The organism is Streptomyces silaceus (assembly GCF_001419745.1).
Taxonomy (GTDB): domain Bacteria; phylum Actinomycetota; class Actinomycetes; order Streptomycetales; family Streptomycetaceae; genus Streptomyces; species Streptomyces silaceus.
This window is the reverse complement of record NZ_LIRJ01000053.1, coordinates 21772-35054: the sequence shown is the minus strand read 5'-3', so window position 1 is coordinate 35054 and position 13283 is coordinate 21772. Positions and strand designations below refer to the sequence as shown.

Genomic DNA, 13283 nt, shown 5'->3' with positions numbered 1-13283 from the left:
CCCGTCCACCGCCCCAAGGCCCCCGTTCACCGAGCGAGCAAGCCGCCGCCCGTGACCTATCCGGCGTATCACGCGCCGCCGCGCAAGCGGCCGCACCGCAGCGGCCCGTCCCTCGTCTCGCTCACCCTGCTCATCACGGCACCCGCGGTGTTCGCCGTCGCCGCGCTGCGCCCCCGCTGACCGCCGGAGGTCTCATGTCGGAATGGCTTGTTCTCACCCTCGCGATGGCCGCCGCTTGCAGTGTCGTTCTGCTCGTGACCGTGCTGCGGCACCGCAGGACGGGCGCGGACTACGACGCGTCCGAGACACCGGACGTCATCGAGTACATGACCATGATGATCGGCGTCGTGTACGCCATCGTCCTGGGCCTCGCCATCGCGGGCGTCTGGGAGGGCCGCAGTTCCGCCCAGGAGTACGTGCGCGTGGAGGCCCAGGCGCTGCACGAGGTCTCCGAGCGGGCGCGCGTCTACCCGGACGACGTCCGGGACCGCATCCGCGCCGATGTCCACGCCTATGTCGGCCATGTCGTCACCACGGAGTGGGACACCATGGCCGCCAAGGGCGAACTGACCGACCGGGGAGCGCAGTTGCTCGCCCGCGTGCGGCACGACGTCACCGACTACCAGCCGAAGTCGGACTTCGAGGCCCAGGCGTACCAGCCGCTCGTCGACCAGGTGGCGATCGCGGACGACGCGCGCGGGGCCCGCGGGGACAGTGCGGGGGCGACCATGCCGGGCGTCGTGTGGTTCGGCCTGATCACCGGCGGTCTCGTCACCATCGGCATGATCTTCGCCCTGCAGATCCGCCGTACGGCACGCGAACTGGCCCTCGCCGGGCTGTTCTCCGCGCTGTTCGCGTTCCTGCTGTTCCTCATCTGGGACTTCGACGCGCCCTACAGCCGGGGTGTCGCGGCGACCGCGGAACCCTTCCACGCACTCTTCCCCGGACTCGGGGGCTGATCCGGAACAGTCCGGTCCGCGGCGCGCGGCGAGCCGTCAGCTCCCCGCGCGCCGGCGGCCGAACCTCAGCTTCCAGGGGGTGATCGCCGACTCGGCCTGCACCCTCAGGCTGAGCTTGGAAGCGCCGTGGACGCGCTCCTCGAAGGTGATCGGCACCTCGACGATGCGCAGGCCGCGGCGGATCGCGCGGTGGTTCATCTCGACCTGGAAGGAGTAGCCGTTGCTCCGCACCGACGGCAGGTCGACCGCCTCCAGGGCGCTGCCCCGCCAGGCCTTGAACCCGGCCGTGGCGTCCTTGACGCCGAGCCGCAGGACGGCGTTGACGTAGAAGTTCGCCCAGGCGGAGAGCGCCTTGCGGTGCCAGGCCCACTCCGTGGCGAGCGCCCCGCCCGCCACATAGCGGGAGCCGATGACGAGCGCGACGCCGTCGTCCTCCCGCAGCGTGCGCACCATGAGCGGCAGCGTCTCGGCGGGGTGCGAGAGGTCGGCGTCCATCTGGACCACCACGTCCGCGCCGTCGGCGAGGGCCCGCGTCATCCCGGCGACGTACGCGCGGCCGAGGCCGTCCTTCGTGGTGCGGTGCAGGACGGCGACCGTGCCGCCGGACTCCTCAGCGATCGCGTCGGCGACGTCGCCGGTGCCGTCGGGCGAGCTGTCGTCGACGACGAGCACGTGCAGTCCGGGCAGGCCCAGCCCGGTGAGGCGGTCGACGAGGAGCGGCAGGTTCTCCCGCTCGTTGTACGTGGGGACGACCACCACGACCTTCGCGAAGGCCCCGCCCGCGTTTCGGGACGCCTGTTCCACGTTGATTCCCCCGTGCGATTCTCCGTGCGGTCGGCACCACACTACGACAGGGATCGTGTAGGACCGCCAACGCCTGTGGCGGCAGCGACTGTTGAGGTCGGGACGCCATGCCGACCGGACGTCCGCCGGCCGCATTGGCCGTGAACCGTGCTGCGCCGCGCCCCGGCACGGCGCACTCTGGTCGCATGGCCTGGCAGTCACCGATCGTCGTCCACCCGCCCGCCCCCGACGGCGGACGGCTGGTCTCCGTGCGCGGCCGGGACGTCGGCGTCGCCCACGGCGACCGGGACCTCAGGGAGCTCCTGCGGCGTGCGGGGATCGGCGAGGCCGACATGGCGCTCGACGACCCGCATCTCGTCGAGTGGCGCGGCGGCCCGCACGCATGGACGGACGCGTAGCCCACGGCGCGTAGCCCCGGTTCACATGCCCCCGACGTACCGGCCAGCGCGCCCATCGCCCAGCCCATTCATCGCCCGAATTGCGGCATTCCTCGCGATTGCTATGGTTTCAGTGAGCGGGCAGATGGTGTGTTCAAGTCCACCCAGCTCCACTGCGCGGGGCTGTAGCTCAAGGCAGAGCGGTCCGCTCACCTACCTCCCTGGGGGCCGGCCGGCTGGCCGGCCCCCAGTCCGTGCCACACCGAACGGAACCGAACGGAACGGGGACGCGCGTGGAGCGGTTGCCGATGGCCGCCGGGCCGCTGGACTGGTCGCTGGTCGACGGAGCGGTTCCGCTCGTCGTGCGGATCGTCGGCTGCGCGGCGCTCGTCGCGCTCCTGGTCTCGCGCGACGTCCGCTGGTGGACCCGGCTCCTGCCGCTCGCCGTGGTCGCGGCGGCCCTGCTCACCTTCCTGGTCAAGCTGACGGTCGACGACTGGTGGCAGCCCTTCCCCGACAAGCTCCCCAGCGACGTCGTGCTGTGGATCGGTGTCGCGATCCTCGGGGTGTGCCTGGCGCTGTTCCGGATGCCGACGCTGCGGTGGCGCGGTCGCGCCGGGGCGCTCCTGTCCGGCGCGCTCGTCGTGGTGCTCGGCCTGTCCGAGGTCAACATCCACTACGACAACTACCCCACCGTGCGGACCATGCTCGGCCCCCAGGACACCGTCAGCCTCAAGGACGCCACCGGCAAGAAGGAGCCGGTGCTCGACGTACCGAAGGGCAAGGCGCTCTCCGAGGTGTGGAAGGCCCCGTCCGGGCTGCCCGCCAAGGGCACGGTGTCGACCGCCTCGATCCCGGGCACCACGTCGGGCTTCGACGCGCGCGACGCGTACGTCTACCTGCCGCCGGCCTATCGCGCCTCCCCCCGGCCCCTGCTTCCCGTCCTCGTCCTGATGGCGGGGCAGCCGGGCTCGCCGCAGGACTGGATCACCTCGGGTCAGCTGCCGGACATGATGGACGACTTCGCCGCCGGGCACGACGGTCTCGCACCGATCGTCCTGGTGGTCGACCCGCTGGGCTCCCCCTTCGACAACCCGCTGTGCATGGACTCCAGGCTCGGCAAGGTGCAGACGTACCTCGCCGACGACGTGCCCGCCTGGGCGGCCGGTCATCTGCAGACGGCCACGGACCGCGAGCACTGGGCGGTCTCGGGGCTCTCCAACGGCGGCACCTGCGCCCTGCAGATGGCGGTCAACGCGCCCCGGCGCTACGGCACCTTCCTCGACATCTCCGGCCAGGACGAGCCGACGCTCGGCAGCCGCAAGAAGACCGTGGACGCGGCGTTCGGCGGGGACGAGGCGGCGTTCGAGAAGGTCAATCCGATGGACGTGCTGGCGCGGGAGAAGTTCCCGGACACCGCGGGCACGTTCGTCGCGGGCACCGACGACTCGACGTACCGCCCGCAGGCCCTCAAGGTGTACACGGCGGCACGGAAGGCGGGCATGAAGGCCCAGCTCGTCGAGCTGCCCGGCGGGCACAGCTGGCAGGTGTGGCGCCCCGGCCTGGAGAAGCAGTTGCCGTGGCTCGCGTCGCACATCGGTCTGACACCCTGAGCCATGACTACGGTGACCCAGCTCCGCAAGGCCGCCCTCGCCCTTCCCGAGGCCGAGGAGGGCACCCACTTCGGGATGGCCGCCTTCACCGTCCGGGGCAAGGGCTTCGCCTCGGTGACGAAGGACGGGTACGTCCAGCTCCGTCTGCCGCACGACGGGACGGAGGCCGCCGTGGCGGCGCACCCCGGCGGTGAGCGCCTGGTCCGCGGAGGTACGCCGATCGGCTTCCGGGTGCCGCTGGCCGAGATCAACGGCAAGGGCCTGAACGCCCTGGTCCGGGCGGCATGGCGCGAGCGGGCGCCCAAGCGGCTCGCCGCGTCCCTGGCCGCCGCGGAGTCCGCGGCGGACGCCCCCGGCGGGGATCTGCCCGCCGGCATCGGCAGACCGGCGACGCGGGCGCTGTGCGGCGCGGGCCTGACCACCCTGGAGCGGGTGGCCGCGCACACGGAGTCCGAACTCCTGGCCCTGCACGGGGTCGGCCCCAAGGCCGTGCGGATCCTCGCCGAGGAGCTGGACCGGCGGGGGCTCGGCCTGCGCCGGGAGTCCTGACACACCGTCGGCGCCCGCCGGGGCCGACACGCCACGCCGTTCCCCTGTCCGGCCCACACCATTGCCCCGTTCGCGCGACACCGATCGCGACCACAGGGATCCCTACCTAGCGTTTCGGGCATCGAGGTGCATTTCAGGCGTCAGCGGAAGAAGGTCCGCAGCTGCTCCTCGGGGACCCGGAGGATCCACCATGCGCGCGATACGTGTCGCTTCGGCCGCTCTGCTCACCGCCACCGCCCTGACCCTCACCGCCCCGACCGCCTCGGCGGCCGTCACGGGCGAGGAGCAGAACGTGACCGCGTTCGGCTTCAGCGTCTCCCCCACGACGATCGCCGCCGGCGGCACGGTCACCCTCAACGTCGACGGCTGCGACGGCGACACCAAGGTCACCTCCGGCGTCTTCGACGACACCACCATCCCCAAGGGGCAGAAGTCCGCCACGGCGCAGGTGTTCTGGGACGCGAAACCGGGCGCGATGTACGAGGTGACGTTCACCTGCAACGGCAGCAACCCGGGCAGCGACAAGACCGACCTGACCATCGCCACCGGCCGCCCGGACGGCGCCCACACCGTCCACAAGGGCGTCAAGGCGGGCATCGGCGGCAGCCTCGGCGGGCTCGACCTGCACGAGATCGCCCTCGGCAGCGCGCTGATCCTGGGCGCCCTGGGCACCGCGTACTACAAGACGCGCCGCCGCACCGGCGAGGACTCCTGACCGGCCCTCGGCAACGCCTCGCCCCCGGGACGTCTCCCGTCCCGGGGGCGAGGCGCGTCACGCGCCGTGCGAGTGTCGCGCGCTGCGAGCGGAAGGTGCCGGGCGCGGCTCGGAAGGGGGACGCGCCGGCCCGGCGGAACGCTCAGACCCTGTTCTCGGCCCTGCGGCGCATCCAGAACACGCCGCCACCGACCACGGCGGCGGCCACGAGGGCGCCGCCGATCGCCATGTCGGTGCTGGTCGCCCCGGTGGTCGAGCTGCCGCCGAGGCCACCGCGGACACCGCCGTGGATGACCGTGAAGGCGGCGGGCCGGGTGAGCTCCTTGCCGCCGCACATGGCGGTGATGTCGTACGCGCCCGGCGTGGCGTCGGCGTTGATGGTCGCGGTCGCACTCGCCGTGCTGCCGCCCGGAATGGCCTGGAGGTCCGTCTCCGGGAAGGCGGGCGACTTGATCTTCCCGCCGGTCTGGCAGGACGTGCCGTCGACCGTGACCGTCAGGTGCCCGCCCCTCGGGATCACACTGGGCATCGCCACGATGTTGGTCGGGTCGGCCCACGCGGACGCGGCCGGCGCGGCGAGCCCGACCGCCCCGACGGCCGCGGCGGCGACCGCGAGGGCACGAGTGGTCCGCATACGAGAAGTACGCATGGCAATCCTCCGCGGAAGGCGCCCCGGGGCTACCGTCCCCGGTCGATCGGCGAGAGAGCGCCTCCCAGACTGACCCTCAGATGCCGTGCGCGGACCCGCATTTCGGGTATCGGCCGTCCTGGTGAGACGACACGCCGGGGCGCGTCCGCGCAATGCGCCATCACCGCAGGTCACGGACCGTCAGAAATTTCCTGTCGGGGGCGACTCGGATGGCGCACCCCGGCCCGGACGCCACCCGTTCGCGCCCGCCCTTTCGCACGCCGCGCGCCCCGCGCTTAGCGTTTTCGTACGCGCAACGGACGCGGTGCGCATGCCGCGTTGAGAGGGGATAGAGAATGCCTTCGTCCCATCCGGCCGACGAGTTCGACTTCCAGGATCTCCAGGAGGAGGAAAAGCCCAAGAAGCGCGCCCCGTGGGGCGTGATGGCACTCGTCCTGCTGACCGGACTCGCGCTGATCCGCAACGGCTCGGGGGAATTCGACGTGGGCCCGCCGCAGCCCGCGTCCGCCGCTGCCGCCGACCGCGCGCCCGACGCGGGCCGCGGCGCCCCCGCGCCCCTGGCCTTCTCGCCCGCCGAGCGCGTGCGCATCAAGGGCATCCAGGTGGACGCCCCGATCATGCCGGTGGGCCTGGACGCCGAGGGGTGGGTGGACGCGCCGCCGCCGGAGGACCCGAATCTCGCGGGCTGGTTCACCGGCGCCGTGTCGCCGGGGGAGAAGGGCACGGCGGTGGTGGTCGGCCATGTGGACAATCAGCAGGGCCCGGCGGTCTTCTACGGACTCGGTTCGCTGAAGAAGGGAAATCACGTCGAGGTCAGGCGCAAGGACAAGAAGACGGCGATTTTCGAGATCTACGGAATCGAGGTCTTCGAGAAGGAGAATTTCCCGGGCAAACGGGTCTACGGAAACAGCGGGACTCCCGAATTGCGCGTGATCACCTGCGGCGGCGGTTTCTCGAAGCAGTCCGGATACGACGGGAACGTCGTGGTGTTCGCCCGCCTGGTCGCCGTGCGCTGACGCACCGGTCCGAGGGGCGAGGGGTCCGGGCCGCGGCGCGCGCCCCGGACCCCCGCGCCGCTCAGACCATGGGGCGGCTCGGCACCGTGATGCGGTAGCCGGAGTCGAGCAGCTCCGGCAGGTACTCGCGCAGGGCCGTGACGCTGCCCGAGCGGTCGCCGCCCGCGTCGTGCGAGAGCACCACGACGCCCGGCCCGGCACCCGCGCGCACCCGCCGCACGATGGTCCCCGCGCCGGGCTCGGTCCAGTCGAGGGTGTCGACGGTCCAGGCGAGCGGCTCCATGCCGAGGTCGGCGCCCAGCTGGAAGGCGTTGCGGTTCCACGCGCCGTAGGGGGCCCGGAACCACTCGGGGGCATCGCCGGTCGCGTCCTCGACGACGTCGCAGGTGCGCTCGATCTGGTCGCGCATCGCGGCCCGGGACAGACGCGGCAGCAGCGGATGGCTCCAGGTGTGGTTGCCGATCAGATGCCCGTCGTCGGCCATCTCGCGCAGCAGGTCCTTGTTGTCGACGGCCATCTCCCCGCAGACGAAGAACATCGCGCGGACGTCGTACCGGCGCAGGGTCCGCAGGATGTGCGGGGTGTAGCGCGGGTCGGGGCCGTCGTCGAAGGTCAGCACCATCGAGCGGTCGCGGCCCGGGATGCGCAGGATCGGCGCCTTGCGTACGCGGGGCAGGGCGCGGGCGGCGCGCTGGGGGCCGAATCCGGCGATGGGCTGCAGGCGGTACGCGGAGGGCTTGAGGGCGCGGGCGGCCTGCGGGCCCGCGGCGGGCGCCCCGCCGGTGGCCGTGGGCCCGGGGGCGGCGGAGCGGTCCGTGCCCACGCAGCCCGCGGTGGCGGTCAGGCCGAGGACCGCGGCGGCGCGGAGCAGCACCCGGCGCCCTGGAGTCAGCTGATCGTCTTTCATGACTAATCCGTCGCATGGCCGAAGGCCCGCGCGGAAACACCGACACCGGGACGGCCCCCGAAAGCACCCGTTCAGACGCGGCGGAGCCCTCCGGGCGCGGCGCGGGGGTCAGACGCGGCGCACCAGCGGGAAGGGCAGCGTCTCCCGGATGGTCAGGCCGGTGAGGAACATGACGAGCCGGTCGACGCCGATGCCGAGACCGCCGGTGGGCGGCATCGCGTACTCCAGGGCGTCGAGGAAGTCCTCGTCGAGCTCCATGGCCTCGGGGTCTCCCCCGGCGGCGAGCAGCGACTGGGCGGTGAGGCGTCGGCGCTGCTCGACGGGGTCGGTCAACTCCGAGTAGGCGGTGCCCAGTTCGGTGCCGAAGGCGACGAGGTCCCAGCGCTCGGCCAGGCGCGGGTCGGTGCGGTGCTGGCGGGTCAGCGGGGAGACGTCGGTCGGGAAGTCCTTGTAGAAGGTGGGCAGCTTCGTCCTCTCCTCGACGAGCCGTTCGTACATCTCCAGGATGACGTCGCCGCGGCCGTCGTCGGCGGTGTACGGGACGCCGGCGCGGTCGCAGAGGCGGTGCAGGGCCGCCCGCGGGGTGTCGGCGTCGACCTCCTCGCCGAGCGCCTCGGAGATCGCGCCGTAGACGGTCTTGACCGGCCAGGGCCCGGAGATGTCGTGCTCGACGAGCCTGCCGTCGGCGTCGGCCTTGCGGGCGACGGGCGAACCGAAGGCGGCGGTCGCGGCGCCCTGGATGAGCTCGCGGGTGAGGTCGAGCATCACGTCGTAGTCGGCGAAGGCCTGGTAGGCCTCCAGCATCGTGAACTCGGGGTTGTGCTTGTAGCTCACGCCTTCGTTGCGGAAGGTGCGGCCCATCTCGAAGACCTTCTCCATGCCGCCGACGCAGAGCCGCTTGAGGTACAGCTCGGGGGCGATGCGCAGATACAGGTCGAGGTCATAGGCGTTGATGTGGGTGGTGAAGGGCCGGGCGTTGGCGCCGCCGTGGATCTGCTGGAGCATCGGCGTCTCGACCTCCAGGTAGCCGCGGTCGAGGAGCCCCTGGCGCAGGGCCTGCACGGCGGTGGAGCGGGCGCGGACGACGTCGCGGGCGCCGGGGCTCGCGACCAGGTCGAGATAGCGGCGGCGGACCTTGGCCTCGGGGTCGGTCAGGCCGCGGCGCTTGTCGGGCAGCGGGCGCAGGCACTTGCCGGTGAGGCGCCAGTCGGTGACGAAGACGGTGAGCTCGCCCTTGTCGCTGGTGCCGACGGTGCCGGTGGCCGTGATGTGGTCGCCGATGTCGGTGCCGGTGGTGAAGCGGTCGAGGACGTCGGGTCCCGAGGTGTCGCGGGTCAGGGCGAGCTGGCGGTCGCCGGACCAGTCGCGCAGCACGACGAAGACGACGCCGCCGAAGTCGCGTACGAGCATGACGCGGCCCGCGACGGTGACCTGATCACCCTTCATGTCCGCGGTGACGGCGGCCAGTTCGTGGGTGCGCGGGGGCAGGCCGACCGGGTAGGGGTCGACGCCCTGGGAGCGCAGCCGGTCGAGTTTGCGGTGGCGGATCCGGATCTGTTCGGGGAGCTTCGACGCCGGGTCGCCGGCGGCGTCGCCGTCCTGTCCGGTGAGGCCGAGCGCGGCGATCGACGGGAGGCCCTCGGTGGTCGCGGGCTGGGTGACGCCCCGGGGCTTGTGGCCCTTGCCCCAGAGGGTGCGCAGGGACGGCACGGAGACGAAGCCCTCGGCGATGCCGGACGCCAGGCTGATGCGGGCGAGCGCGCCGCTGTCGCCGTAGCAGATGAAGCGCGGGTACCACTCGGGGTGGTACTTGGCGTTGGAGCGGTAGAGCGCTTCGAGCTGCCACCACTTGGAGAAGAAGAGGAGCAGCTTGCGCCACAGCCGCAGGACGGGTCCGGCGCCGATCCGGCCGCCCTCCTCGAAGACCGAGCGGAACACGGCGAAGTTGAGGGAGATGCGACGCACCCCGAACTTGGCGGCGGAGGCGCAGAGTTCGGTGACCATGAACTCCATGACGCCGTTCGGTGCGCTGCGGTCGCGGCGCATCAGGTCCAGGGAGATGCCGTCCCTGCCCCAGGGCACCAGGGAGAGCAGGGCGAGGAGCCTGCCGTCGGCGTCCAGTGCCTCGACGAGGAGGCACTCGCCGTCCTCGGGGTCGCCGAGGCGGTCCAGGGCCATGGAGAAGCCGCGCTCGGTCTCGGTGTCCCGCCAGGCGTCGGCCTTGTCGATGATCTCCTCCATCTCCTCGTCCGTGAGGGTGGAGTGGCGGCGGATCCGCGCGGTGGCACCGGTGCGGCGCACGCGGTTCACGGCCTGGCGGGTCACGCGCATGTCGCGCCCGTCCAGGTCGAAGTCGGCGACGTGCAGGATCGCCTCGTCGCCGAGTTGCAGCGCACCGAGTCCGGCACGGGCGTACGCGGTGGCGCCGTCCTCGGAGGCGCCCATGACGGCGGGCTGCCAGGCGTACCGCCGGGCCACGTCCTGCCAGGCGCCGATCGCGTGCGGCCAGGCCTCGCGGTCGCCGACGGGGTCGCCGCTGGCCAGGCAGACGCCGGCCTCGACGCGATAGGTGACGGCGGCCTTGCCGCTGGGCGAGAAGACGACGGCCTTGTCGCGCCGGGTGGCGAAGTAACCGAGCGAGTCCTGGTCCCCGTACGCCTTGAGGAGCGCGCGGATGCGGGGCTCCTCGTCACCGTGCAGGGCCGCCTCCATGCGCTGGGAGCGGAAGAGCGTGGCGGCGGCGTTCAGGAGGGCGAGCGCGCCGAACAGGCCGAGCCAGAAGGAGAGGGCGCGCGGCGGGGTGCCGTCGAAGTAGTCGCCGCCGTGGATCAGCCCGCCGCAGACGCGGTTCGCGGCCCAGAGCAGGCGCTCGCCGCGCGGCAGCGTGCCGGGGAACAGCTCGACCAGGCCCCAGCCGACCAGGATCGCGACGCCGAGGCCCGCGGCGAGGACGGCGATGGCCCGCCAGACGGCACCGCGGCGGGAGTCCGCGGAGAACTCCTTGCGGGCCATGAGCAGCAGCACGAAGGCGATGCCGCAGATGACGAAGGAGGGCAGTGACTCCGCCCAGAAGCCGACGGCGGCGCCGAGCACGTCGAAGGCGAGGAGCAGGCCCAGATAGCTGACGACGAGCCACCACGCGACCTTCTTGCGGGCGGCGGTCGCGGCGGCGAGCAGGAAGAGGAAGACGGCGTACGCGAGGTTCGCGCTGACCGGGACCGTGACGAGGTCCAGGGCCTCGGTGACGGGGCGCAGGAGGCGGCGCAGCGGGGCGATGACCGCGAGGACGGCGCAGAAGATGCCGAGGGTGCCGAAGAAGGCGGCGAATCCCTCGGGCACGCGGCCGAGGAATCCGCTCCGCGGGCGTATCCGGCCCGGCTGGTCCCTTGCGTCGGGCTCCTCCGTGGTGACCGTCATGGGTCGACTCTAGGAAGACCTGTGCCGTCGCGCCCGTCGAGACGTGGGCGCGGGCCTCGCGGGTGGGCACCCTGCGCGGAGACTCCACGCGCCGTGCGGAGCGCCCGCGCACCACGGAAGGGGACCGGCACGCCTGCCCACAACGGAGAGACCGCATTCCGCTAGCCTCTGCGGCGTGAGTGAACATCAGTCCCAGCAGTTCGAACGTGGTACCGACGGACCCAAGGTGATCGTGGTCGGAGTCGACGGCTCCGATTCGTCGCTGCGGGCCGCGGCATATGCCGGAGGCCTGGCCCGGCGGCAGCGGGCCCTGCTCGCCGTCGTCTACATCCAGCCGGTGATGGCCGCGGGCGCCGCGCTCGGCGCCCCGGTCGCCGAGACCACCGACGAGATCGCCGAGGGGCTGATCGCGGAGATCCGGGACGCGGCCGAGCGGGTGAAGGACATATTCGATGTCCGGTGGGAGTTCCACACCTTCCGCGGCGACCCCTACAACGGTCTCGTCACCGCCGCCGACGAGCTGAAGGCCGACGCCGTGGTCGTCGGCGCCTCCGAGCAGGCGGGTCACCGCATCGTCGGCTCGGTGGCCGTGCGCCTGGTGAAGGCGGGCCGCTGGCCGGTCACCGTGGTCCCCTGACCACCGCGCAGCCCTCGACCACTCGGGGCCCGCGCCGCTGAGGCAGTCGGGTGCACCCGACACGGCGCCGCGCACAAGGGGTGTGGCGTCTTCCGTCAGGGGCGCCGCTGGGCCATCATGATCCGCCATCGGCCGACTGGCGTCTGCGAAGAGGTGGAGCTCATGGCGGGACTCCGGAGGGGACAGGGCGTACTGCGCCGCAAGCCCATCGAGCGCATCGAGGAGAGCGAGGCGGGGGCGGGCGGCGGACTCGCCCGGTCGCTCGGGCTCTGGCAGCTCACCGCGATCGGTGTCGGCGGCATCATCGGCGCCGGCATCTTCACGCTCGCGGGGACCGTCGCGAACGAGAAGGCGGGGCCCGCGGTCCTGATCTCGTTCCTCATCGCGGGTGTCGCGAGCGCGGCGGCGGCGTTCTCGTACGCCGAGTTCGCGGGCATGATCCCGAAGGCGGGGTCCGCTTACACCTACGGATATGTGGTGCTCGGTGAGCTGGCCGGCTGGTTCATCGGCTGGGACCTGCTCCTGGAGTACACGGCGATCGTCGCGGTGGTCGCGATCGGCATCTCCGGCTACTTCAACTTCCTCCTCAACGACATGGGCGCCGAACTGCCCACGTGGATGCTGGGGGCGCCCGGCACGGGCGACGGGCACAGGGTCGACCTGTTCGCGGCGCTGCTGTGCCTGCTCATCGCGTATCTGCTGACCCTCGGCATCAAGAACGCGGCGCGCTTCGAGATGGTCGTGGTGGTCCTGAAGGTCCTCGTCGTGCTGGTCGTCATCGGCGTCGGGTTCTTCCACATCAATACCGGCAACTACGAGCCGTTCTTCCCGTTCGGCGTGAGCGGCGCGTTCACGGGCGCGGCGACCGTCTTCTTCGCGGTCTTCGGATACGACGCCATGAGCACCGCCGCCGAGGAGTCCAAGGACGCCCAGCGCCACATGCCGAAGGCGATCCTCTACTCGCTGGCGATCTCGATGGTGCTGTACGTCCTGGCGTGCCTGGTGCTCACCGGCATGCAGAGCTACACGGACATCGACCCGGAGAGCGGATTCTCCAGCGCGTTCAAGTCCGTGGGGCTCGGCGGGCTCGCCGACGTCATCGCCGTCGGCGCGATCATCGGCATCCTCACCGTGATGTTCACCTTCATGCTGGGCGTCACGCGCGTGTGGTTCTCGATGAGCCGCGACGGGCTGCTGCCCAAGTGGTTCGCCAAGACGCACGAGACGCGGCACGTGCCGACGCGCGTGACGTGGATCGTCGGGTTCGCCTCGGCCGCCATCGCCGGGTTCCTGCCGATCGGCGAGGCGGCCGAACTCACCAACATCGGGATCCTGCTGGCGTTCGTCGTGGTGTGCGTCGCGGTGATCGTGCTGCGCTACAAGCAGCCCGGTCTGCCGCGCACCTTCCGCTGCCCCGGCATGCCGGTGGTCCCGGCGCTCGGGGTGATCTTCTCCATCTGGCTGATCACGTTCCTGGAGTGGCAGACCTGGGTGCGGTTCGCCGTGTGGTTCGTGATCGGCCTCGTCGTCTACTTCGGGTACTCCTACCGGAAGTCGGAACTGGCGAAGGCGGAGACGGCCGACGCGCCGCGCGACACCACCGGGTGAGGCGCGGCGCTGCGTGAGGCGCGGCGCTGCGT

The 13283-nt window shown here is 72.0% G+C and carries 12 protein-coding genes and 1 pseudogene; 9 read left to right on the top strand and 4 right to left on the bottom strand.

The window, feature by feature from the left end; translation table 11 throughout:
• Both AOK22_RS42140 and AOK22_RS06250 read left to right on the top strand, forming a co-directional pair.
• Positions 1–180, top strand: a pseudogene (locus tag AOK22_RS42140) (hypothetical protein); the annotation flags it as partial.
• Between the two features lie 14 nt (positions 181–194).
• Positions 195–959 (top strand): bestrophin-like domain, encoded by a 765-nt coding sequence (locus tag AOK22_RS06250; protein ID WP_055697560.1) that lies wholly within the window; start codon positions 195–197, stop codon positions 957–959.
• 36 nt (positions 960–995) lie between these two features.
• On the opposite strand, the gene AOK22_RS06245 is transcribed toward AOK22_RS06250, so the two are convergent.
• Positions 996–1763 carry a polyprenol monophosphomannose synthase gene (locus AOK22_RS06245; RefSeq protein WP_244164701.1) on the bottom strand — a complete coding sequence of 256 codons (768 nt, stop codon included), beginning with the start codon at positions 1761–1763 and terminating at the stop codon, positions 996–998.
• 185 nt (positions 1764–1948) lie between these two features.
• On the opposite strand from AOK22_RS06245, the gene AOK22_RS06240 reads away from it, so the two are divergent.
• From AOK22_RS06240 to AOK22_RS06225, 4 genes are all read left to right on the top strand, one after another.
• Positions 1949–2161, top strand: a complete 213-nt coding sequence (locus tag AOK22_RS06240; protein WP_055697559.1) for a hypothetical protein — start codon at positions 1949–1951, stop codon at positions 2159–2161.
• Between the two features lie 272 nt (positions 2162–2433).
• The gene (locus tag AOK22_RS06235; RefSeq protein WP_208606370.1) at positions 2434–3753 is read left to right on the top strand and encodes an alpha/beta hydrolase; all 1320 of its coding nucleotides are present in this window, start codon (positions 2434–2436) and stop codon (positions 3751–3753) included.
• Between the two features lie 3 nt (positions 3754–3756).
• A complete protein-coding gene (locus AOK22_RS42545) occupies positions 3757–4302 on the top strand; it encodes a hypothetical protein (protein ID WP_055697557.1) in 546 nt (181 codons plus the stop codon).
• A 190-nt stretch (positions 4303–4492) separates the two neighbouring features.
• Positions 4493–5017 (top strand): hypothetical protein, encoded by a 525-nt coding sequence (locus AOK22_RS06225; protein ID WP_055697556.1) that lies wholly within the window; start codon positions 4493–4495, stop codon positions 5015–5017.
• A 142-nt stretch (positions 5018–5159) separates the two neighbouring features.
• On the opposite strand, the gene AOK22_RS06220 is transcribed toward AOK22_RS06225, so the two are convergent.
• On the bottom strand, positions 5160–5651 hold the full coding sequence (locus tag AOK22_RS06220; RefSeq protein ID WP_055697555.1) for a hypothetical protein: 492 nt from the start codon (positions 5649–5651) through the stop codon (positions 5160–5162).
• A 350-nt stretch (positions 5652–6001) separates the two neighbouring features.
• Between AOK22_RS06220 and AOK22_RS06215 the strand changes: the two genes are divergently transcribed.
• Positions 6002–6682: a class F sortase gene (locus AOK22_RS06215; protein WP_055697554.1), complete on the top strand. Its 681-nt coding sequence runs from the start codon at positions 6002–6004 to the stop codon at positions 6680–6682.
• Between the two features lie 61 nt (positions 6683–6743).
• Here AOK22_RS06215 and AOK22_RS06210 read toward each other — a convergent pair whose 3' ends face one another.
• Positions 6744–7589, bottom strand: a complete 846-nt coding sequence (locus AOK22_RS06210; protein WP_055697553.1) for a polysaccharide deacetylase family protein — start codon at positions 7587–7589, stop codon at positions 6744–6746.
• Positions 7590–7697: 108 nt separating this feature from the next.
• Positions 7698–11006 (bottom strand): bifunctional lysylphosphatidylglycerol synthetase/lysine--tRNA ligase LysX, encoded by a 3309-nt coding sequence (gene lysX, locus AOK22_RS06205; protein WP_055697552.1) that lies wholly within the window; start codon positions 11004–11006, stop codon positions 7698–7700.
• A 175-nt stretch (positions 11007–11181) separates the two neighbouring features.
• On the opposite strand from lysX, the gene AOK22_RS06200 reads away from it, so the two are divergent.
• Both AOK22_RS06200 and AOK22_RS06195 read left to right on the top strand, forming a co-directional pair.
• Positions 11182–11643: a universal stress protein gene (locus AOK22_RS06200; RefSeq protein ID WP_055697551.1), complete on the top strand. Its 462-nt coding sequence runs from the start codon at positions 11182–11184 to the stop codon at positions 11641–11643.
• A 162-nt stretch (positions 11644–11805) separates the two neighbouring features.
• On the top strand, positions 11806–13251 hold the full coding sequence (locus AOK22_RS06195) for an amino acid permease (protein WP_055697564.1): 1446 nt from the start codon (positions 11806–11808) through the stop codon (positions 13249–13251).
• Positions 13252–13283: the final 32 nt, after the last annotated feature.